Annotated in this window: 17 protein-coding genes and 1 pseudogene; 3 read left to right on the top strand and 15 right to left on the bottom strand. The window is 39.5% G+C overall.

All coding sequences use genetic code 11. The annotated features are described in order from the left end of the window. Positions 1-56: 56 nt before the first annotated feature. From NSS70_RS03940 to NSS70_RS03905, 7 genes and pseudogenes are all read right to left on the bottom strand, one after another. On the bottom strand, positions 57-1,535 hold the full coding sequence (locus NSS70_RS03940) for a flagellar hook-associated protein 2 (RefSeq protein ID WP_340880961.1): 1,479 nt from the start codon (positions 1,533-1,535) through the stop codon (positions 57-59). A gap of 15 nt (positions 1,536-1,550) precedes the next feature. Then, positions 1,551-1,895 carry a flagellar protein FlaG gene (gene flaG, locus NSS70_RS03935; protein WP_063389205.1) on the bottom strand — a complete coding sequence of 115 codons (345 nt, stop codon included), beginning with the start codon at positions 1,893-1,895 and terminating at the stop codon, positions 1,551-1,553. A 394-nt stretch (positions 1,896-2,289) separates the two neighbouring features. After that, positions 2,290-2,487: pseudogene (locus NSS70_RS03930) on the bottom strand (group II intron maturase-specific domain-containing protein); the annotation flags it as partial. Positions 2,488-2,661: 174 nt separating this feature from the next. Beyond that, positions 2,662-4,272, bottom strand: a complete 1,611-nt coding sequence (locus NSS70_RS03925) for an IS1634 family transposase (protein WP_340880959.1) — start codon at positions 4,270-4,272, stop codon at positions 2,662-2,664. Positions 4,273-4,915: 643 nt separating this feature from the next. Then, positions 4,916-6,028 carry a cupin domain-containing protein gene (locus tag NSS70_RS03915; RefSeq protein ID WP_063389206.1) on the bottom strand — a complete coding sequence of 371 codons (1,113 nt, stop codon included), beginning with the start codon at positions 6,026-6,028 and terminating at the stop codon, positions 4,916-4,918. Between the two features lie 24 nt (positions 6,029-6,052). Next, positions 6,053-6,532 (bottom strand): DinB family protein, encoded by a 480-nt coding sequence (locus tag NSS70_RS03910; RefSeq protein ID WP_340880958.1) that lies wholly within the window; start codon positions 6,530-6,532, stop codon positions 6,053-6,055. Further along, positions 6,529-7,479 (bottom strand): fumarylacetoacetate hydrolase family protein, encoded by a 951-nt coding sequence (locus NSS70_RS03905; protein WP_340880957.1) that lies wholly within the window; start codon positions 7,477-7,479, stop codon positions 6,529-6,531. Before NSS70_RS03905 ends, NSS70_RS03910 begins: the two co-directional genes overlap by 4 nt. 138 nt (positions 7,480-7,617) lie before the next feature. Here NSS70_RS03905 and NSS70_RS03900 point away from each other — a divergent pair, with 138 nt between their 5' ends. The 3 genes from NSS70_RS03900 to NSS70_RS03890 all read left to right on the top strand — a co-directional run bounded on the left by NSS70_RS03900 (position 7,618) and on the right by NSS70_RS03890 (position 10,590). Further along, positions 7,618-8,418: an IclR family transcriptional regulator gene (locus NSS70_RS03900; RefSeq protein ID WP_066248859.1), complete on the top strand. Its 801-nt coding sequence runs from the start codon at positions 7,618-7,620 to the stop codon at positions 8,416-8,418. 14 nt (positions 8,419-8,432) lie between these two features. Beyond that, the gene (locus NSS70_RS03895; protein WP_340880956.1) at positions 8,433-9,203 is read left to right on the top strand and encodes an IclR family transcriptional regulator; all 771 of its coding nucleotides are present in this window, start codon (positions 8,433-8,435) and stop codon (positions 9,201-9,203) included. A 118-nt stretch (positions 9,204-9,321) separates the two neighbouring features. Beyond that, positions 9,322-10,590 carry a phenylacetate--CoA ligase family protein gene (locus NSS70_RS03890; RefSeq protein WP_339194335.1) on the top strand — a complete coding sequence of 423 codons (1,269 nt, stop codon included), beginning with the start codon at positions 9,322-9,324 and terminating at the stop codon, positions 10,588-10,590. A gap of 923 nt (positions 10,591-11,513) precedes the next feature. Here NSS70_RS03890 and NSS70_RS03885 read toward each other — a convergent pair. The 8 genes from NSS70_RS03885 to NSS70_RS03850 all read right to left on the bottom strand — a co-directional run bounded on the left by NSS70_RS03885 (position 11,514) and on the right by NSS70_RS03850 (position 22,356). Beyond that, entirely contained in the window at positions 11,514-12,086 is a 573-nt protein-coding gene (locus NSS70_RS03885; RefSeq protein WP_340880955.1) for a hypothetical protein, read from the bottom strand. 33 nt (positions 12,087-12,119) lie between these two features. Continuing rightward, entirely contained in the window at positions 12,120-13,343 is a 1,224-nt protein-coding gene (locus NSS70_RS03880; protein WP_340789700.1) for an FAD-dependent oxidoreductase, read from the bottom strand. Positions 13,344-13,429: 86 nt separating this feature from the next. Then, positions 13,430-13,777 carry a hypothetical protein gene (locus tag NSS70_RS03875; protein ID WP_094245181.1) on the bottom strand — a complete coding sequence of 116 codons (348 nt, stop codon included), beginning with the start codon at positions 13,775-13,777 and terminating at the stop codon, positions 13,430-13,432. Positions 13,778-14,097: 320 nt separating this feature from the next. Then, a complete protein-coding gene (locus NSS70_RS03870; protein ID WP_327873236.1) occupies positions 14,098-15,816 on the bottom strand; it encodes an acyl-CoA dehydrogenase family protein in 1,719 nt (572 codons plus the stop codon). 807 nt (positions 15,817-16,623) lie between these two features. Beyond that, the gene (locus tag NSS70_RS03865) at positions 16,624-18,177 is read right to left on the bottom strand and encodes a class I adenylate-forming enzyme family protein (protein ID WP_130158388.1); all 1,554 of its coding nucleotides are present in this window, start codon (positions 18,175-18,177) and stop codon (positions 16,624-16,626) included. Positions 18,178-18,337: 160 nt separating this feature from the next. Beyond that, positions 18,338-19,117, bottom strand: a complete 780-nt coding sequence (locus NSS70_RS03860) for an enoyl-CoA hydratase/isomerase family protein (RefSeq protein ID WP_130158386.1) — start codon at positions 19,115-19,117, stop codon at positions 18,338-18,340. Positions 19,118-19,139: 22 nt separating this feature from the next. Continuing rightward, entirely contained in the window at positions 19,140-19,994 is an 855-nt protein-coding gene (locus tag NSS70_RS03855; RefSeq protein ID WP_063389218.1) for a 3-hydroxyacyl-CoA dehydrogenase family protein, read from the bottom strand. 142 nt (positions 19,995-20,136) lie between these two features. Next, a complete protein-coding gene (locus NSS70_RS03850; protein ID WP_130158384.1) occupies positions 20,137-22,356 on the bottom strand; it encodes a helix-turn-helix domain-containing protein in 2,220 nt (739 codons plus the stop codon). Between the last annotated feature and the right edge of the window lie 192 nt (positions 22,357-22,548).

Here is a 22,548-nt window from a genome sequence, read left to right as displayed (position 1 = left end):
TTAAGACACTCCTCAGATATCATATCCATTAAAAAGTAAATAGTAAAGGCAGACGATTAAGCGCCGCCTCCAAATAATTGCATTAAATATGCTGACTGTTGGTTCGCCCGCTGAATCGCCTGTTCCATTGCCGTAAATTGCCGATAATATCTTGATTCGATTTGTACAAGCCGATCTTGAAAGGCATTGATTCGATTATCCAAATCTTTTAAGTTTTTTCCAATCGTAAACTGGTCATTTGTAGACAAAGACGTTCCCGCTTTGTCTTTGATTTTTGTCATCATACCTTTCAAAGAATCGCGGAGACGGCGGGCAATCCCTTTATCATTGTAAGATTCGCCGTCAGACATAAATAGTTTATAGATCGCTTCTGGATTTTCCTGAATTTTTTCCCGGAGTTTATTTTCATCAATTGTAAGTTTGCCTCGGTCCAAATAATTGGCTGTTGTTGAAATCCCAATATCCGTAAGCTGCTTAAACCCTTTCAAAGTATCTCCGGCGACAGGAGAATATAAATCCAACCGCATTTGATTAAGACCGCTTGTTAAAATCGCATCGCCGCGAAGAAGGCCGCTTTTCGCTTTTTCTTCCCACAGCTCGATTTGCTTTTCCGTCATTTCCTCTTTTTGTTCATCCGTTAGAGGAGGAAAATTCCGGAAGCGTTCTTCTGTTAATTTGCCATTAATCTTTTCAATCACTTCATTATATTTATTAACAAATTTTACAATAGTATCGAGAATTGCATCAACATCTGTTGATGTAGAAATCGTAACAGGACTTGTCGTTACATTTTTAATTGTATATTCAATCCCCGCAATCGTAAATGTATTAGATGTTTGGACAGTTTCGTAGCCGTTGATTTTAACTTTTGCATTTTGACCCGCAGTTTCGGGGATTAGGTTAAACGTTGTTTTATTAAGTGAAAAACCTAGGCTTTGCAAAAAATCAAATGTTTCACTATCGGCAGCTTTAATCGTTCCGCCTTCACCTGTTTTATTATTCGTTAAAACGAGCCTTTCCACACCAGATGAATCCTTTAATTTCATCCCCGTAACGCCTAGATTTGAGCTGTTGATTTTGTAGATAACATCATCAAGCGTATCATTTTCACCAATATTAATCGTCACTTCTCTCGTTTCTGTTGAACCTGGATCGGTCACTTCAAATTTTAGCGTTCTTGCACCAGATGTAAAATTATTTAACGTTGCTGCACTATATGTGGCAGCCTTAGCCAATTGTTGGACTTCAATCGCTGTTGACGTATTAGCTGAAGCGTTGATTGCCTTTGCCACAACAGCTGACTCATCAGAGCTCGTCACTTTTTTTTGCCGGAAATTCGACAGTCTGTATACGCCGTCAAAAATCAATCTGTCCAATTCGTCCAACAGCTTGTTGATTTCCCTGTAGCTGTCGCGCTGCCATTCAAAAATTTGCTTTTGTTGGACCATTTTATCGAGCGGAATTCTTTCCGCCTTCATTAAATCTTTTACGAGAGCGTCAATGTCCATTCCGCTTGCCAAACCGACAATTCGCATTGTTTCCACCCCTAGTTAAATTTTCCGATCCACGATTAATCCCATCAGCTCTGCCATTGCCGCATATATATCAAGCATTTTTTTCGGAGGAATTTCCCTGATGACTTCGTTCGTCTCTACATTGACAACTTGTACAAAATATTCTTTCAGTTCTTCATGAAGTACAAATTGAATCGATGTTTTAATCGGCTTCAAAAAATTGTTCAAATCCTCAATTGCTTCCTCCAGCGTAACTTTAGCTTTTTTTTCTTCTTCTTGGACAGGCTGCTGGTTTTCAGGCATTGACAATTTTTCCTCTTTTCCTTGCATATCCTGCAAAAAAGCATTATTATTAACACCGGTTATCTTTTGTATTCCCATATTCCTTCTCCTCCGAGGAATTCTTGCTATTTTATTTATCGGTAAAAAATTGCCTTGTTTTAGCATCTTTTGACAAAACATTCATAACTTTATTGAAATGATTTCTTAATTTTTAAAATATTGAGTTTATGAAATCGGTAAGCTGAAGGGCTGCTTAAAATCCACACAACCATTTTTTATTCTTCTAAAAGCTTAGGTCGTTTAAGATGGGTAAGCCTTCCAATTTACTAGTAGAGTAGAACTGTTTTCAAAGGGACAGCCTATGCTGTCTCTTTTGCTCTCAGCTTCCCCTCATCAAACCGTACGTGAGGTTTTCCCTCATACGGCTTTCCGACGTTCTTCCTTTGGCTTTCGTTCTTGTCTAACTTGCTAATTTCACTAATAAGCCTTGTGTTCATTTTATAACTTCTTTCATTCTCGCATGTTTCTTCCTTTGGTTCTTCTTCTTATTCCAGTACAGAGTAAGTCTTTCTAATACATACCAGTCCACTTTATTTAGCCACTTCTTGGCGATGGACGAAATACTGTAGTAATTCTTAAATCCTTGTAAAATTCGATTGAGCCCTTTCACCAGTTCTTTGATGTCCATAAATCGCTTGTTCCTTGGACTCGTATATTCCTTAAATTCATTTTCATTTTCTTCATGGCTTTCTTACTTGGAAATGTGAGACATGACATAAACTCAAGTTTGACAGAGTACACTAAAGAAAAGCCCGAAAATACTGGTGTTTTGGACTTTACCCACAACACCGTACCACTACACTTGTTAGTGGCACGTGTTTTTTTCTAATACTCTAGGAGGCGCTTGTGTGACAAGTGCTTCAAATGCTAGATTTGCTTGACCTTGTAATTCTGTACGAACGATTTGCTCTTCACCATTCACGCGTATTTTCGAGGCCTTCATCTGGCTTACATCATGCAAAATATCCTTTACACTTGTTTGGCATCCTATTTCTTTTAGCTTATAGGCCAAAAAGGATTCCATGACAAGCGCAAGGAAACAAACCATGATATGGCCTCGAATACGAGATTCCACTCGATGGTACATCGGGCGAAGTTCTAGATTCGACTTCAGGTTACGAAAGGCTTGTTCCACTCTCCACAACTCTTTATAGGCAAGTGCTGCCTCTTCATCCGTTAATGACGAGTTGGTCCGAATGGCGTACTTTCCGTCAAACTTTTCGTCATTGGATACCTTCTCTTCATCAATTTTGGCCGATGCTTTTTCTATCGTTAAAAACTTGGAATACGCACGGTTTTTGACGAGTCCAGATGGACCGAGTTCATCAAGCTTCGATTGAAGGTTTTCTAACACGACTTGACGACTCGCTCGATCACGTTCTTCAGCGTCCGGATTGTAACAGAGTACATACGTTTCGCCATCGATTTTCTTTGACTTCACTTTTAGATTCGGGAGAACCTTCTTATATGGCCCACGGATGGATAATAGCTCTTGGGCTTTCTTCGACTTTCGTAATTTGACACCCACAATATATTCCATGCCCAGTTCACGAATTTGATCTAAGTTGGCTTCACTAACCATTCCGCGGTCTCCCACTAGAATGACTTTCTGAATAGGATAGCGCTTCTTCAGATCTCCAACCACCATGCCAAATGTCTTCGTATCATGCATGTTTCCAGGGAAGACTTGATGCCCAATCGGAATCCCTGTTTTGGTCATTAATAAGCCAATCACGACTTGTTTTCGATCTCCACGATGATCTTTGGAGTAACCATAGTGAGCCAGCAGTTCGTCTGCTTCCTCTCCTTCGAAATAGGTGCTTGTCGTGTCGTAAAACACGATATCTACTTCTAATGAGGTTAAATCGGTTAAATGTCCATAAAGTTGTTCCTCAATTTTTTCTTTTTGTTCACTTAAGAAGTCTAATGCACGATAGTAGTGATGGAGTTGAATGTCTGAAAGACCTTCTGCATAAATCGTGTCGATCCATTGTTTGAAGATATAATGCTTACTATTGGAATCCATGAGACGGTTTAACACCATAGCAAAAATGGCTTCGTCATACTGAGAAGCAGCCTCGGAATCATCCATGATTTTACGTAATAGCCGACCAAGCCCTAACTTTTCCCATACCTTTCGGAACAGATAAACCGGCCCAAACTCTTTTGTCCAAAGCACGGAGACAGAAGAGGAAGAGCCTTGCCCGTGAATTCGGTCAAAGTAACGCTCTGAAAATTTGGCTAATCCCTCGATTATGTTATCGACAGAGCCATTCTCTAATAAATGTTCTAACCTCCCTAGATTACAAAGCGTTTGTTGCCGAACTTTATTGTCTACACGAAATGTACGACATATTTGTAGATATTGACGAACAGAACCATTTTTATTTTTTTGCTTATTAATTCGAATATACATAGCACTAATAGTATAACATATATTACATATTATTGGATATACAAAAGTTATCCACATAACACTACATAATGATTATATTTTCGATAAAAAAAGTGGATAACTATTGGTATAATCACCTTTAGTTATCCACATGTAGTGAAATGGTGTCAAACTTGAGATAAACTTTTGAGCCACCCTTGTTCATCACAGGAAATTTCCGATGGTGTAGATCTAGAAAGTCAAATCCGTTTGTGTCGTCCCATAGGCTGACCAGTTTGGATCTCTGTGTTGATTTCAAGGTCGAGTTTCTTCATGATGGCTTTTAGTACTTGAATGTTCTCCAGCGCCTCGTTTTTCGTGCGACACATGATCACGAAATCATCTGCGTATCGCACAGTTCTCCTAAGTGTAGGAACTTCTTCTTTCATATCGTGTCCATATAATGCAGGTAGCTGTTCGCTAAAAGAGACGAAATGACTCCGCCCTGCGGGGTACCCTTTTCGGTGTTATGAAACTGTCCATCTTCCATTACACCTTAGCTGGGCGCGCTAAAAAACAAAACCCCTTTTTCAACAATAGCTTTGTGAAAAAGGGGTTTTGAAAACCTCGTCAAAAGGTTCAGTTTTAATTTGGACCGTCAACTGCTCCATTATGCTTGCTAAGTTTAAACGAATACAGGTTGAAATTCATCGGTCACTTGTTGGAATCCATTATTTTCTTCATAAGCTTCTTCACGTTCCACATCAAATCTTTCCATAATCGGCAAATCATTCGCAGAGAACAGGTAAGAATCTTTTTCGGCAACATGCTCATGCCACGCCCAATTCGGAACAACGAAGAAATCGCCGCTTTCCCAATCAAAGCGCACACCGTTGATAATACTGTACCCAGATCCCTTATAGACATGGTAAATAGTCGAGTGCGTATGACGGTGAGCTTTTGAATGAAACCCTTTTGGAAGCAATTGCATCCAAGCGGAAATCGTCGGATTGGCTTGTTTGCCTGTTGAAGGATTGATATATTCAACCGCATATCCATCGTACGGATCTGGATCAAAGCGTTTTAAACCTTGAATAGCTGCTTCAGTCTGCTTCCATTTATAAGACCCTAACGGAGCGATTTTTGGTTCACGGTCAGAAATTGGACGAACCATGCCGCCTTCATATCTTTGCGATGAGTAATTATCAGGAACTTTCGGTTGTTCAATTCCGTCTGGATAAGGATCAAAGAACGTGCCGCCAATCGAATAGATAGTTGGAATATCAAGGCAGTCCATCCAAATCATCGGCTCATCACCCGGATGTCCATGACCATGCCAAAGCCCTTTCGGAGTAATGAGATAATCGCCTTCCTCCATAAAAATCCGCTCGCCTTGCACAATTGTATAAGCGCCTTTTCCTTGACTGATAAAGCGCAGCGCACTTTGCGAATGTCGATGCGAAGGCGCTACTTCACCGGGAAGAATTAATTGTACGGCAGCATAAAGCGTTTGTGTTGTTGATGCCCATCCCCAAGGCTTTCGATAAGTCAATCCAGGATTTTGAAAATAAATCGCCCGTCTTTCCCCGCCGCGCTCAGGAGTAAAAATTTCAGTTGCTTCCATCAATTTTTTATAAAGGGTTTTCCATTTCCAAAGATACGCTTCAGCTTGCGGAGTTGGCTGGCGATGCATTAAATCTGGAATAGCATCCCAAAGCGGTCCTAGATGGTATTGCTCAATATCTTTTGTGAAATCTCGGACAATTTTACTTTTAAAAAACTCATTTTTTTCCGCCATGATGAACTAACCTCCTCTATTCTTTTAAAGCTTTGATAAATTACGTTGAATTTGGCTATAATGCTTGCTTGCATGTTCGACAAGCAGGTGGTCGACAATAAAAGACATCGGTTTTGTTCCGAAACGAGGATTGCGGCTCGGGGCCTCTGATTTTAAATCTTCTTCTGACAGCTTGCTCAACACTTTTTCCACTTGATCTTTTACGTTTTCAAGCTTGTTTAGCACGTCTGAAACTTCACGTTTTTCTGTATTAGCAACAGCAGCAAGCCTGTTTTCATCCGTAAGTCCTCTTCCCCATTCTGCACCCGGCGACTCAAGCAGCCGCTCAATTTCGTTTAACCAGTATGGAATCGCTTCTTCAACATGGCAAAGAATTTGCATGATGGACCATTCTTCTTCTGATGGATTCCAACGAATGGTCTCTTCTGAAAGACTTTTTGCAGTTTCAATCATTTGGTCAATGGATTGTTTTATGCTTTCAATCGCTTCGTTCATATTAGTCATTCGCTGATCTCCCCCATCACTTTTTTCACTTTATTTTCTAATGCACCGATGCCGTCTATCTCGATGCGGACAACATCTCCATCTTTTAAAAATACTTGAGGGTCTCTTGCTACACCAACACCTCCTGGAGTTCCTGTCAAAATGACATCTCCCGGCTCAAGGGTCATAAGTCCAGATAGAAATTCAACCAAGTACTGTACGGAAAAGACAAGATTTTTCGTGTTAGAACGCTGACGTTCTTCACCGTTAACCGTTAAGACTACTTCCAGCCCAGAAGGATCTGACAGCTCATCGGTTGTTACTAACCACGGTCCCATCGGAGCGCTTCCATCCACTGTCTTGCCTTGAAGCCATTGCAGCGTACGGCGTTGAAGATCCCGGTAAGTCACATCATTCACAATTGTATAGCCTGCAACATAATCCAATGCTTCTGCTTGGGAAACATTGCGCGCCCGTTTTCCAATCACAAAAGCAAACTCAGCTTCATAATCCAGCTGATCGGAAATTGGATAATGAGGAATGTCATCCTCCGGTCCGATGACAGTATTCGCGAATTTCGCAAAAACTACAGGATATGGAGGAATCTCTCTTCCCATTTCCAAAATATGCTCCCTGTAGTTATGGCCTACGCAAATCATTTTCCCCGGCGACGGCACTGGTGCTTCCACTTTTACATCTTCTTTGGAAAACACAAGCTGCTTTCCTTTATATTTTTCATGTTTTAAAGCAAATGCAACTGCTTCTTTTGCATAGTCCAAGCTTTCCTTTCCGCCTTGCAAAAATCCGTTCATATCTGCCGGCACATACGCCTCAGCAATTTGTTTGAAGCGCAATTTCCCTTCTGATTCCAGCTTTTTTTCAAATGCGGCATGCAGATCAATCACTTTTCCATCCTCAATTGCACCGATGCGTGTGACGCCTTGTTCTGTAAACGTGATCAGTTTCACTATTGAAACCCCTTTCATTGATTATGGTCTTGTTACCATCTTAATATTGAAAAAAATCTAAAAATACATTATTTTTCTTATATACAGAACAAAAATGGATTTCCTCATCAATCAAAAAATTTTTTACAGGTGATATGGATGACTTCTCAAAATAAAAAAAGAATTTCTTCTGTTGAAAACGCTTTAAAAATTTTGAAAAGCTTTTCAATGGACGAACCGGAACTGGGTGTGTCAGAAATAGCCGAAAAGCTAAATATCGGAAAAAGCACTGCCCACAGACTTTTAACAAGCTTAGCCAGCGAAGGATTTGTATACAAAGATATAAACACAAATCATTACAGTTTAGGTGCTTCGATCTTGACATTAACAAGCATCGTTAGCTCCCAATTGAAAATTTTAAATGAGGCGACGCCGGTTCTAAATGTTTTAACAGAGGAGACAGGCGAAAATTCGCACATTTCCATATTAGAAGGCACCGAAATTATTTATTTGCAAAAAATTGAATGCACGTATCCTTCAAAAAAAGAATATACCCATATCGGCAGAAGGAATCCTGTCTACTGCACAAGTCCCGGTCAAGCCATTTTAGCCTTTGAAGACGAAGAAGTAATCGAGAAAATTTGCTCGCAGCCCTTCAAAAAATACGGTCCGAACACGATCACTTCACCCGAGCAATTAAAAGAAAAGCTTTTGAAAATAAAAAAAGAAGGCTACGCCGTTTGCAATCAAGAGTTCCAAAAAGGGATCATCGGAATCGGTGCGCCCATTTTTAATGAACATAACAAAGTGGTTGCAGCAGTGAACATCACCGGCTCTACGAAGCGAATCAATTCCATTAACATCAAGCAGCTTATAAAAAAAGTGGTGAATGCGGGAGAAAGAATTTCTGAATTAATAAAACAGAGAAAAACGAAGCAATTGTTCGGAAATGACGACTAGACTGGAGGACTAACATGAGCGAAAAATATTTGCTGTCATCTGTGAAGAACGCAATGAAAATTCTGCGTCTTTTTACACATAAACAAAAAGAGCTAGGGATTACCGAAATATCAAAAAAATTAAATATTTCCAAAAGCAGCGCCCATCGCCTTGTTTCATTGCTTGTAAAGGAAGGATTTTTATCAAAAAATCCCCGGACAAACAAGTATCGATTAGGCCTTTCGATTCTAACATTAGGAGGCGTGATTTTCAGCAATCATGAGTTGTACAAAGAAGCGCTGCCCATTGTAAAAAGGCTTGTTCACACATTAAATGAATCCGCCCATATTTGTCTTCTGGAAGAGGATCAAGTAGTGTATTTGTTCCGAATTGAAAGCAGCCAGCCCGATCGGCTGTTAACATATATAGGGCGGAAAAATCCGATTCATTGCACAAGTGAAGGGTTATGCATTCTGGCTTATCAAAACAAACGAACAATTGAAAAAGTTTTGTCGAAAAAATTATATGCATACACTCCCTATACGATCACCGATCCAGACATTTTAAAAAATGAGTTAAAAAAAATTAAAAAACAAGGATTTGCCATATCAAAAGACCAATTTTATGTCGGGTATGTCGGGATCGCAGCACCAATTCGCGATTATTCCGGCAAAGTGGTGTCTTCACTGTCCATGATTGGCTCAACTTCCAGAATGACAGATGATCGGTTTCCAGTCTTTATTGAACATATTACGCAAGCAGCTAAAAGCATATCAGAGCATTTAGGTTATATCGACGGAAAATGAGTACATTTTTTAAAATTTTGAATTTTTTGTTTTGTATAAAAGAACTAGAATATTCCTTTTTCTTTCTTTTCTGACTATGATAAGAAACTAGCTACAAGTCTAAAAGGGAGGAATATTCATGGTTCATACAGTACAAACACAAGAAAACGAACTTAGGTCGCTGCAATTGCAAAAACTGAATCGATTGTTACATTTTGTTTTGAATCATAATGAATTTTATAAAGAAAAACTTGCCGGTTTAAAGCTTCCGCTGCAATCTTTGGAAGAAGTGAAAAAGCTTCCTTTCACAATGAAAAAGGAATTGGTCGATGATCAAAACAATCATCCTCCATACGGCAAAAACCATTCATACCCTTTAGAGGAATATGTAAGATACCATCAAACTTCCGGCACTTCAGGGAAACCGCTGAAAATTTTAGATACAAAAAAAAGCTTTGAATGGTGGGAAACATGCTGGCTGGAAGTTTATCGCTCCAGCGGAGTTACGAAAAAAGACAGAGTATTTTTCGCCTTTTCGTTCGGTCCTTTTATTGGATTTTGGGCTGCATTTGAAGGAGCAAAACGATTAGGTGCCCTTTCGATTTCATCCGGCAGCCAAACTTCGATTGAGCGATTGAGAAGCATGATAGAAAACAGAGCAACAGTACTAGTCTGTACTCCAAGCTACGCTTTACATCTGGCGGAAGTAGCGGAAGAAAACGGCATTGATATTAAAAATGGCCCTGTCCAAAAAATCATTACGGCTGGTGAACCTGGAGCCTCTGTCCCTTCTACACGAAAGCAAATTGAAAGTTTGTGGGGAGCCGTTTTATATGACCACGTAGGCATGACAGAAATGGGAGCATACGGTTATTCTTGTTCAGAACAAAAAGGGATTCATGTCAATGAATCGGAGTTTATTGTAGAAGTGATCAATCCTAACACGTTGGAGCCGGTGGAAGTTGGTGAAAAAGGAGAATTAGTATTAACCAATTTAGGAAGAGAAAGCTATCCGGTTATTCGCTATCGGACAGGCGATATCGTGATCCGGTCTGATCAGCAATGTGAATGCGGCAATTCTTATCAATTTTTCCCTGGAGGAATTCTCGGCCGCGCAGACGATATGGTCATAATACGGGGCATTAACATTTACCCGTCTTCCATTGAATCCATTATTCGCGAATTCAAAGAAGTGAAAGAATTTCGCATCGTGTACTACACAGAAAATGAAATGGATCAAATCAAAGTGGAAATTGAATCCGATTCTGAACAAATCGTGCCTATCCTCGCAACAAAATTAAGAGAACGAGTCGGTTTAAGAATTCAAGTTGAAAAAGTTCCAGACAACGAGCTGCCTCGCTTTACAATGAAAGCAAGAAGGGTTGTGGACAATCGAAAAAAAAGATAAACACTTATATATTTTTGAAAACGTTTTCCGAACAACTAGAAAAGGATAAAGATTTTCTTATCTCCAAAAAATCGAGTAGGAGGGAGCGATTAACTCCCGTCCTCTCACACCACCGTATGTACGGTTCCGTATACGGCGGTTCAATTAAGATAATTGACGCAAGTTTTCATAACTTCCGTGAATAGCTGTTCTCTTTATGCCAGTGGTCACTCCACCCTCCAAGAGGTCTCCCACGGGATTCACCGCTTCCTCCCTCAAGTGAGGTACTACGTTTTCTGTGTTCATCATGACTCACTGAATGCCAAGGGCTATTCTCTCTTAATTGTTCGGTCCTTCTTAGTTGTTCTAGACCAACTAATACTATGACCTCTGCTGACTTCTGACGGTTCAGCTACTTATCACTAAGTAGGTTATGAAGAGTACTTCACATATCCGCCAGACCTCCCCGGGTAAGTACATGCACTTTCACACCATCTATCCGCCTCATTTACTCGATATGACCTTCGACAGAAAGAGCTTTGTTTTGTTATGCAAACTCACTCAATCATACCTAGCCTTATATGAGGTTCGTGTTCCTCAGACCGGTGTTTTGCCTCCAGCTTCCTTCAGATTCCGCGTCACCACGGACACCCTTTCGTTGAGCTAACCTCTACTTCTGTCTTCGGGGTTCGGGACTTACACCCTATAGTTCATGTACATGCCGGGCGCACATAAAGCAGCCTTGCTTCATCTGTAAGAAGACAAGGCTGCTATTTTGCATAATTTTATTCTTCAAACTTAAAAACGGCTTTTTTCTGACAAAACTTGCATTTCTTTTTCGTGTAATGACTTAATATAATGACATGCGGTGCATCCAACAGCTTCAGCGATTCCTTTACATGCTTTTCGCACGAAAATATGGCTGCCGCACACATATGGAACCCCTACATGATATAAAATGTTTGGTTGTTTGAACCTAATGGAATATGTCCCATTTCTAAAATATCAACTAAATAGGCAAATGGATTTTCTCCCCATTCGTTTATATTTGCAACCAATTCCCAAGCGCATGCCAACACGCTGATGTACATGGCATGGCCAACTAAAAACCGAATGAATGATTCATCTGAAAATGTTTTGAAGGCACCTTTATAGACTTCATGAAATACAGCTTCCGGCAAGTGATAGACGATTTCGTTCAAAATTTCCTCTTGTCCGGATTGATCAATTTTCTCTTTCAGCCTGTCAGGCAGCACCTTCAATGCTTCCCATAAAGAGCTGTTAGTTAACCGAATGGTATCGTATATATTTCCAATTTCATCTTTTGAAATCCACTTAATTTCGTAATTTGCTATATTCAGTGATTGCAAAAATTTTTCTGCTTTATTCTGGACGTCATCATGAATTGTTCCGACATGCTGGTACCAGTTAATGTTTAGCAGACGATCCGCCATTTTATTGACTCGTTCATGCTTGAAATCATATGAAGCATGGTTCTCAATGAGCGTAATTGACATGTTTTCCACCCCTTTATATAAAATCAAAAGCGATTAATATTTTGTTGTTAATTCAGGCGGACCAAATTTCGGGCCATAAGGGCCTTCATCAAGCCATCTTCCTAATTTCGGCACAATGGCTGTTAAAGATGCAGCAATTTCCCTTTTTAAATTCATTTCTGGAGAATTTCCTTGCAGGTGATGCAATGCAGTCGAAGAGCTGTTGCGATTCCACAAGCCTGCAATTCTCCGTTCATTTGCCGCTTTTTCAATCGCTTCGCGTCTTTTCTCTTCGCTTGAAGCATCAAGAGCCTTTTCAATTCCTTTAACAGCAATTAAAGCATCAGGAACCCCCGAATTCAGCCCTCTAGCACCAAATGGTGCAAATAAGTGGGCAGCTTCTCCTGCCAACAGAACTCTTCGTTTTTCGTCTGTATATGAATTGGCGACAACTTGATGAAATCTGTATGATGATACCCACGTAATCCGTTCTGCATATTTAGGATCCATAACTTTCGGAAGCCATTTTTTTACTCCTTCCACTTCTGAATATTCATCTGGATTATCGTCTTCCAGCAGTTGAAGGTCGATTCTCCACCCGCCTTTGAACGGTACAAACATCACATTCCGCCCGCCCATTGCCGGATGCTGATAGTGGAAAACCCTTTCAAGCGGCAGCGGATCATTTTCATCTTCTTCAACATCAACGACAAGAAATGTATCTTTTGTTCTTGGCCCTTCAAATTTTAATCCTGCTGTTTCACGGACGACAGAACGAGCGCCGTCACAACCAATCACATATTCCGCTTCCCAAACATCCCCTTTTTCTGTCACCACTTTAATGCCGTCTTCTTCTGAAATCACTTCTTTCACAGGGGTATCCCATACAAATTCAACGCCGGCTTTTTCACAATAATCATATATAATCGATTCAATATGATTTTGATGTAATGACGTAAATGGCGGAAGCGTTGTCGGATCACTAGTATCCGTCACACCGTAATTTCTTACGTACACTTCTTTCCCTTTATAAATCGTGCGTTTTATCGGCCAGACAACACCATTTCTCGCAATTTCAAAACCAAGTCCTTCATCAATGCTTTCAAGCAGCTTCAACGTTGCGTTATGAATATAAATTGCTCGGCTTCCAGGTCTTGGCCGCCCTTTCGGCTCTGCTTCAATCACGACAGAAGAAATTCCTCTTTTTTTAAGTGCCAATCCTGCTACAAGGCCAACTGGACCGGCGCCTACAACGACAACTGTACGCTTGTTGCTCATGACATATCTCTCCTTTACATAAATGAAATGGATGGATTGATTGATGGAAACGCTTACTATGATTCTATTATAATGGCATTTTTTCTTTATTCGTCACTCATTTGTTCCTCTATGCGGGACAAATAAAATACCTTTGCTATTTTTTTAAATTGAATGCCCCTCGCGTCTGCAAGGTGCCAGATTTTCTTTGCGGGAGCTCGATAAGGTATATGTTGAGTTTGGGATTGCGGCATCAGCTCATACATGCTGAAAGGGGCTGTCCGATGAATTTCTAAAATGAAGGATTTGGGAGAAATACTACCGTGAAGGACAAAATAATCGAATAAAATTTGCAAATGTCCTTCATATAGGTAATGAAGTTCAACAAGAAGCAATTGTATGTGCTGAATGTCCGTCATAAAACGTTTGGAGAACGTAATTAAAAAAGAGAGCATAAGAAAAGTCCTTCATAAGACATCTGAAGGATATAAACAAGATAGAAAAAATGGTCTGTCCGATAAGTCCCTAAAATAAAGGGGCTCCAAAAAGTCAGGGTAACTGACTTTTTTTGGACAGCCCCTTCAAACAAAAATCGAAATATATTAAGGGGGCTGTCAAATAAGTCGTTTTTTCGGCTTATGACGCCCCCTTAAATGTTTTAGAAACGTTATATATGATCTTATGATTTTTGTTTTCAATGGAGAATTGACTTCCTGAACAGCCCTACTTGAATTATTTTTGGAACTTATCGGACTTCCACGTAAGAAAAAATCGATTATAGCTTGTGAATGCCTGAATAATTTCCGGCAGATATAACGGCAGATGCTATCAATCGTTTATCATGAACAAAATCATTGTTGCTTGATTGAATCGTTTTAAATAATTTTTCTTTTTGCTGCTTTATTTGTTCATCGTGTAACACACTGAACTTGAACATTTCCGACACAATTTTACTAGATGCCTCATATGCGAAAATTTTTGCCAATAGTTTCTTTTCTTTTATTTTTTTCTGAGCTTTATTTGCAAGTAATTTTTCCACTCGAAATAAATTGCTTTCAATTGCATAAATCGAAATAGCCAAATTTGCCAACCATGCTAAAATTTCTTGTTCTTCCTTATAATTTTCAGATGACTGTAAAATCATTTCCATCGCTTGTCCCGCGAGCCTTCTCAAGTTGGACAGCAGCTCCCACTCCTGCGCCATTTCTTCAGATGGACCTTCATCCAGCTTTCTGAAATCCGTCCATTCCGCTTTTGATTGCAGCAGTGTTTGGGCAATAATCATCCGGTTAATCTCGTTTGTTCCTTCAAATATTCTGTTAATCCTTGAATCGCGGTAAAGGTGCTCCACTTCATATTCGGAAATATAACCGTATCCGCCATGCATTTGCAGCGCTTCATCCACAATGATATCCAGCGCTTCGGAGGCAAACACCTTGTTGATCGAAGCTTCCACTGCAAATTGCTTTAAAATATCTCTATACGGAATATTATTTTCTTTACAGTACTGATATCCCCGATCCAACTCGCCGGCAGAACGATATACCATGCTTTCAATCGTAAATATTTTTGCAGCTATGTCGGCTATTTTTTCTTGAATTAACGGAAATTGCGACAGCAGCCGATTAAATTGTTTCCGCTCTGTTACATGCTGAACGGCGAGCTCCAATGCTCTTTTTGCCATGCCGAGGCTTGCCGCTGATATTTTATGGCGGCCGTTATTCAAAATGTTAAACGCAATCAAATGTCCCCTGCCAATTTCCCCTAATACATTTTCAACCGGAACTTTTACATCCTCCAAAATGACCGGTGTTGTTGAAGAGCCTTTTAAACCCATTTTCTTTTCTTCCGGTCCTATTGTAATCCCTTCACTGTTTTTATCGACAATAAAGGCGGTGAACTTCTCACCGTCCACTTTCGCGTACAAAATAAAGAAATCTGCAAAAGATGCATTAGTAATAAATTGTTTTTCGCCATTAATTAAATAGTATTTGCCGTCATCAGACAATCGTGCTGACGTTTTGATACTTAAGGCATCCGTTCCTGCCGACGGTTCTGTCAATGCATACGCACCAATTTTTTCGCCGCTAACTACGTAAGGCAAATATTTTTCCTTTTGTTCGTCTGTTCCATAATACACAATCGGAAGGGAGCCAATTCCAATTTGCCCTCCAAATGTTGTTGAAAAAGATCTCGTCTTTCCAATTTCCTCCATGATGATAACCGAGCTGATTTTGTCTAAATCAAGCCCTCCGTATTCTTCAGGCACATCTGATCCTAATAGACCTAATTCTCCTGCTTTTCTTAAGAGCTCAATCGATTGATCAAATTGTTGTTTTTCTATTTCCGGCAAAACAGGCAAAACTTCTTGTTCCACATAGGCTGATGCAGTGCTAGCTATCATGCGATGTTCTTCAGTAAAATTCTCCGGTGTAAATATATCATCTAAAGAAATCACTTTTTTCAAAAAAGGGTTGCTTGAAAATTGTTCCATTTTATAACACCTCTGTTTTTTACCATTCATTTTCTCCCAAAGCTGCTTCACCTGTTATTAGAGCAAAAACAAGAAAAGTGCATTTGCACCAATAAGCTGAAAACAGTCCCCATAACCACCGGCATCTGTATAAGCTTGCTGAATGGAAGCGCAAAACATAATGGCATCACATACATAATGGAAAGAACAAAAGCTAAAGGCACGAAAGAATAGCGGGAAATTCCAAATCATACATCAATTTTCCTTTGCGTCCAAAAAAAGAGGCGGAGTCAGCCGAAATAACGGCTGAAAAGCTCATCAAGAGACGACAAATTATATGGAAGGTAAGTAATTGCTGCTGCAATATCGAAAAAAGACAAGAATAGAAGCAGGGAGCCGCCAAAAGATTAAGAAAATCCGGATCTCGCAAATGAAATCAAATGAGCATGCACAATCATCAAACGCTTATGAACATTTTTTGCAATCGTTTTCAAATTTCAAAAGATTGGAAGTAAAAATAATAGATTTGAGATATTGTTATTTTATCTGAATTTTCGGAAATTCTAACTCAATTATTCAGTCAATAAACCAGCTTCCAAATCGCACATGAACATCAAACGCATGAATGACTTCAATACCATGGCAAAACTGTCCGTTACGACGAGTTACATAAATAATGCCGGCCGGCAGTGTAAAGAAACCAACAGGAAACATTATATGGAATTGATGCTTACTTCATAAGATATCCCGATATTTTCCAAATCATCGCCGGAGTTTCAATGTTTCAGCCGATAAGCTGTTCTTAAACTCTTCTTTTCATCGAACCATTTACGCATTGAAATTAAATTTTTCCATCACTTGATCTTTCAGTCTTACCTTTTGAATTTTACCGCTCGCTGTGACAGGAAAATCTTCTGTGAAAATAATTTTGTTTGGAACTTTGTATGATGCCATTTGCGCTTTAACAAACTCTTTTAATTCTTCCTCTGTGCAAGCTGCGCCTTTTTTCAGCTTTATAACAGCACAAACTGATTCGCCCATTACTTCATCAGGCAAGCCTATGACAGCTGCTTCGACAACTTGAGGGTGTTTAGTTAAAACTGCCTCGACTTCCTGCGGATAAATGTTGAAGCCTCCACGAATGATCATTTCTTTTTTTCGCCCGACGAAACGAAGGTTTCCTTTTTCATCCAACACTCCGAGATCTCCCGTATAAAACCATCCTTCTTTATCCAAAACCTGCTCTGTTTGTTCCTTCATTTTGTAATACCCTTTCATGGTGCCAAAGCTGTGGATGGCAATTTCACCAACTTCGCCTGGAGGGAGCTCCTGCCGATTTTCGTCTACAATTTTCAGCTTTACACCTTCGATCGGTTTTCCTACAGTTTCCAATATCACTCGTTCATCCTGTTCATCATAGTCAGTCGCAGTAACAGATCCTGTTTCGGTAATTCCGTATGATTGGCACAAGTTTATTCCCATCCGCTCCCGAATTTCTTTCACTTTGTTTGGTGGAATAGGTGATGCCCCGACAATACCCGCTCGCAATGAAGAAAGGTCATAATCTTCAAAATCTTCTTGTTCTAATTCTTTTATAAACATGGCGGGAACTCCTTGTTTGATCGTCACTTTTTCCTGTTCAATTAATTTTAATGTTTCCTTCGGATGATATTTCTCTTGCAAAATGATTCTTGCGCCGCAAGAGATCGCACAAAACAAATTGACGGCCATTCCAAAAATATGGAATAAAGGAGCAGGAACGATAAACACATCTTTTTCAGTACATCTAATCGTTTTAGCCATAATATTAGCTGATTGAACAATGGCGCGATGGCTAATCATTACACCTTTCGGAATGCCTGTCGTTCCTGATGTATACAATAAACAAAACAAATCGTTGTTGACATCAAGCTTTTCAGCTGGAGCATCTTCTGACGCGGAAGACGCTACTTCTTGATAGGATAATAGATCAGGATGTTCAAAACGAACAGAAATCAAAGTTTTTACAACTTGGAACGCTTGCTTAAATCCAATGTTTTCATCAAACTGTTCCGTTACAAACAACACTTTTGGCTCCGAATTTTTGAGAATGTATTCCACTTCGTGATGCTTATACTTCGGATTAAACGGAACTAGAATTGCACCTATTTTGGCCGCTGCTACAAAAATAACGGCTGTTTCGTTCCAGTTTGGCAAGCAAACAGCGACTCGATCTCCCTTGTTGATCCCCAGCTTTTTCAAACCCGCAGCCAGCCGGTTAGCTTCTTGAAAAAATTCGCCATAGGTCAATCTGTTTTTCAGGTCATAGAGCACTTCTTTATCTTTATAGGCTTTCACCGTATGTTCTACCAACTCGTACACCGAAAACAAATAATTGTTCATTGCTTCGCCATCTCCTCTTACGCAAATATTCAAAACATGTAAGACACGAAGCATCCTGAGTCATTTCATATCGGACACTTCGTGAAATTACATGATTTGTTCGATGACTTTTTCTATATAAAATAACCTTTTCAACATGAAGTCGGTTGTATCGCTTTTATTATTTTCCAACGTAAACCGGCTTGCGCTTTTCTACAAACGCTTTCAATCCTTCTTTTCGATCTTCTGTTGAAAAGGCATTGGCAAAACTAGATGCTTCAAGGGTCAATCCTGTTTCCAGATCAGCATTGCTGCCAGCATTGACAGCTATTTTCAGCATACGAAGAGCTACAGGCGGTTTTTGGGCTAGCTTTTCTGCCCATTGTTTGGCAGTTGCCAGCAGTTCTTCGCCAGGTACAACTTTGTTCACTATATGAAGCTCCAACGCTCTGTTAGCATCAAACATGTCGCCAAAATAAAGTAATTCTTTAGCAATGCCTTGACCGACAATTTTTTGCAGACGCTGGGTGCCTCCGCCGCCAGGAATAATGCCAAGACCGACTTCAGGGAAAGCAAATTTAGCTTTTTCCGAGCAAATCCGCAGATCACAAGCCAATGCAAGCTCTAAGCCTCCGCCTAAAGCAAGACCGTTAATGGCAGCAATGACAGGTTTGGATGCGTTTTCAATTTTTGAAAAAGCTTCCCTTGACACACGGTTCATATTCATCATGCCAACAAGATCGAGATCAGCCATTTCGTTAATATCTGCTCCGGCAACAAATGCTTTTTCACCGCTGCCTGTTAAAATAATGACTCTTACTTGGCTGTTTTCTTCCAGCTCGTTAAAAACGGTTACAAGCTCTTTAAATACTTTTGAATTCAGCGGGTTGACAGGCGGGCGGTTGATGGTGACAACTGCTACATGCTGTTCAATATCGCATGTTAAAAATTCCAAGCTCATCTTCAGTCCTCCATTCTCATGATTAGTCATAGTCGTAAAAACCGGCTCCTGTTTTCCTTCCAAGTCTTCCTGCTCTTACTAATTGCTTTAGAAGCATTGGAGGTGCGAAACGATTATCATTAAACTCATTTTTCATATATTCCATTACGTAGTAGCCGATATCAACACCGGCAAAATCTTGAAGTGTGAACGGCCCCATAGGATAGTTCAGCCCGAGCGTAACCGCTTTATCAATATCTTCCGCTGTAGCTACCCCTTCTTCGAGCAGCTTAATCGCTTCAATAAATTGCGGAATCATAATACGGTTGACAATAAATCCTGGAGTGTCTTTTTTCACTTCCACCGGCTCTTTATTCAGCTTTTTCGCAAATTCCTTCAGTTCTACTACTGTTTCATCGCTTGTTTTATATCCTCGAACAACTTCCACTAATTTCATGATCTGCGCAGGATTGAAGAAATGCATTCCTGCGACGCGTTCCGGCCTGTTCGTTGCAGACGCAATCTCTGTTATGGACATGGAAGAAGTATTTGTTGCCAAAATCACATGGTCAGATGTAATTTGATCCAATTTCGCGAAAACGCTTTTTTTCACTTCCAAATCTTCTATAACAGCTTCAATCACAATATCAGCCTGTTTAAAATCCTCCAAATTTGTCGTAACTTGAATTCGTTCCAAAACTTCCTTTTTTTGCTCTTCGGTCATTTTTCCTTTTGCAACGCTTTTTTCCATAAATTTATTTATTCTTGATAAGCCGTTATCAAGAAATTTTTGTTCGACATCATGCAAGATAACTTGAAATCCTGAAATGGCGGCCAAATTGGCGATGCCGCTTCCCATCGAGCCTGCTCCAACTACCCCGACTTTAGATATCGTCATAGTCACAACTCCTTTTAAAAACATAACTTTATTAATATTCTGTAAATTATTATAGAAAATATAAAATGAAATAAACACCTACAAAATACGGAAAAAGCTTCTCTTCTATCAACAATTTTGTGGAAAAAACGCTGTGGCGCTTTTATATTCTTTCAGTTGTTTTTGAATAATACAGGTCATAAAGCTTATAAGCCATCATCATATTAAATCGATGATCAGCATCATTTAAATCAATTTCCAGCAGCGATTCAATCTTTTCAAGACGATAAAGAAGGGAGCTTCGATGAATAAACAGCTCTTCTGCCGAATTTTTAATATTTCCGTTGTTATAAAGGAACGCTCGCAGCGTATGGAATAAATCCATACTTTTCCCTTCCGAATAATTCAATAACGGTTCAAGATGCCTTTTGATGAAAAATTCCACCGCTTCTTTATTATCTAAATGATGTAAAATAGTGTAAGCACCCAATTCCTCAAACAAAGCAAACCCTTTGTGGCGAAACCTGTGAAACACGACATTCAAAGCTTGGATAGCCTGCTGATAGCTAATATAATAATCATTTAAATTTTCAGTTTTACCGCCGATCCCCATGAATACTTGGCATTCAATATTGCCTTCTCGAACCCAATTTTTTATATTTCTATAAAATACTTTCCAATAGTTTTTTGGATGCTTGCCTTCTTCTTTTACCGGAACAATCAATATATAGTTTCCATCGTTTGTCGCCATGATAATTTCTTTGCTGAAACGGGAAATTTGTGTTTTCAACTGGTCCCAAATCAATGTTTTTTTAGATTGTTGAACAAGCAAATTACTGTTTTCCGTTTCCTTCTCATCTAATAAAATCGACAACACCGCTAATCGGTGCTGATGAAATAAGTTCCATTGGAATAAATTCGCATATTGTAAAATCCGCTCTTGATCCTCTATACGTTCCACAAGCAATTTGCTGACAAAGCTATCCTTTACCTGCTCTTTTGTATCCAAAACAAGCTTCTGCTTGATAAATTGGATCGAACAAATATTTCTTGCCAAATCAATTGTCAGCTGATCAAATTCATCCATGTCATTTTCGCCAATTTCGACAGCCAAAAACCCAAGCAAATTTCCTCCGCCGTTCACCTTCCACAGCCGGAAATGAAGCTCTTCCCCGTCATCCAATTGGATGTGGAGTTTCCTTCCGTTTTCTATCAATCTCTCTTTATTTCCGCTGCCCATCAGCCTTTCTACATCTTTATTTGATAAATCATAATGATGGAAGGAACAAGAAATCGGCCTCATAAAACGGTCGAACAAAAGGACGGATTTGGAAAAAAGACTTCTTAAAGCAGACGTAATACCGTCAAAATTGTCATGTTCAACTGTTTCTTTCACGAGGGCGTGCTGATAATCAAGCAGAAAGTAAAGACGTTCTTTATGCTCCTTTTCGTTTTTATATAAACGGGCATTTTCCAAAATAGCGGCAATATGATTGGAAAGCAGCTTTAATATCTCCAAATCATCTTCATTAAAAACTCCCTTTTGTTTCTCTTCTACATGAAGCACACCGATTGTTTTCAAATCAAATATTAATGGAACGGTCAGTTCAGACCCGCCTGGAGTATCCAAAAACGGAAAGTATTCCTTTAAAACATAATTTGTTTCAATATTAATCCGTTCCGGTTTTTCAAATGGACCATAGGATGGAGGCTGAAAAATAAAATGATTTTCTTTTTCGTTATATAAATAAATACAAGCCATCCTTGCATTAGTTCCTTTTCCGGCGCGTTCCACAAGTGTTTCAATATTTTTTTCAAGCGGCACATCAAGCGACAAATTTTTGCTGATCCACTCGATCCCTTCGATTTTTTTAATTTGTGCTTCTTTTTGTTTTGCCATTGCAATTGCAACAGCTACATCTTTGCCGAATTCATCAAAATGTGCCTTCATATCCAACAGAGGTACGTAGTCAAGATAGGCAATAATGCAAAAGCCCAAGCTGCTCATATCGTCTTTGAGAGGAACTGTAAACCACGTTTTTACTTTTTCTTTTTTCATTAAATTGGTAAACTGACAGTCGCCTGCTTGCTCTGCTTTATCATATGTTAAGCTTTGGTGAAGGAGATTCGGCGAACAGTTTTGAACCTGCAGCGGAAAGGATTCCGTTATTTTCTGCAAATCTCCGCTCCAAACTTTCAAACTCAGCTCCTCTCCCTCTTGTAAAATGATGCCGACAAAATCACATGAAAACTGGGAGCGGAAGGAATCAGCCAAAAATTGCAATGCCTCTTCCTCCGTATCAATTTTCACTAGATGTCTAGCCGTTTTTCGCAAATGATTTTCAATCTTTCTCATTAATTTTTCCCGTTTTGATTCTGTCAAAGAGGACTCCTCCTTTTTGAAGAAGCTTGTGTCAATATTTCAAAAAATGAAAAACATGCTATAATTCAATTTAAACAAAAACAAATGCTGCGTACAAATTTTATTTGAAAAATGAAAACGTTGATGGTAATTTGTTAAATAGCTGTGGCTTTATCCACGCTTTTAAAAATTTTGCTACGATCTTTTGCGAGG

Origin of the sequence: Aeribacillus sp. FSL K6-2848 (genome assembly GCF_038004325.1) — a bacterium.
In the GTDB taxonomy this organism is placed as follows: domain Bacteria; phylum Bacillota; class Bacilli; order Bacillales; family Aeribacillaceae; genus Aeribacillus; species Aeribacillus composti.
Note: the sequence above shows the minus strand (reverse complement) of the source record. Positions and strands in the feature narration are given on the sequence as shown.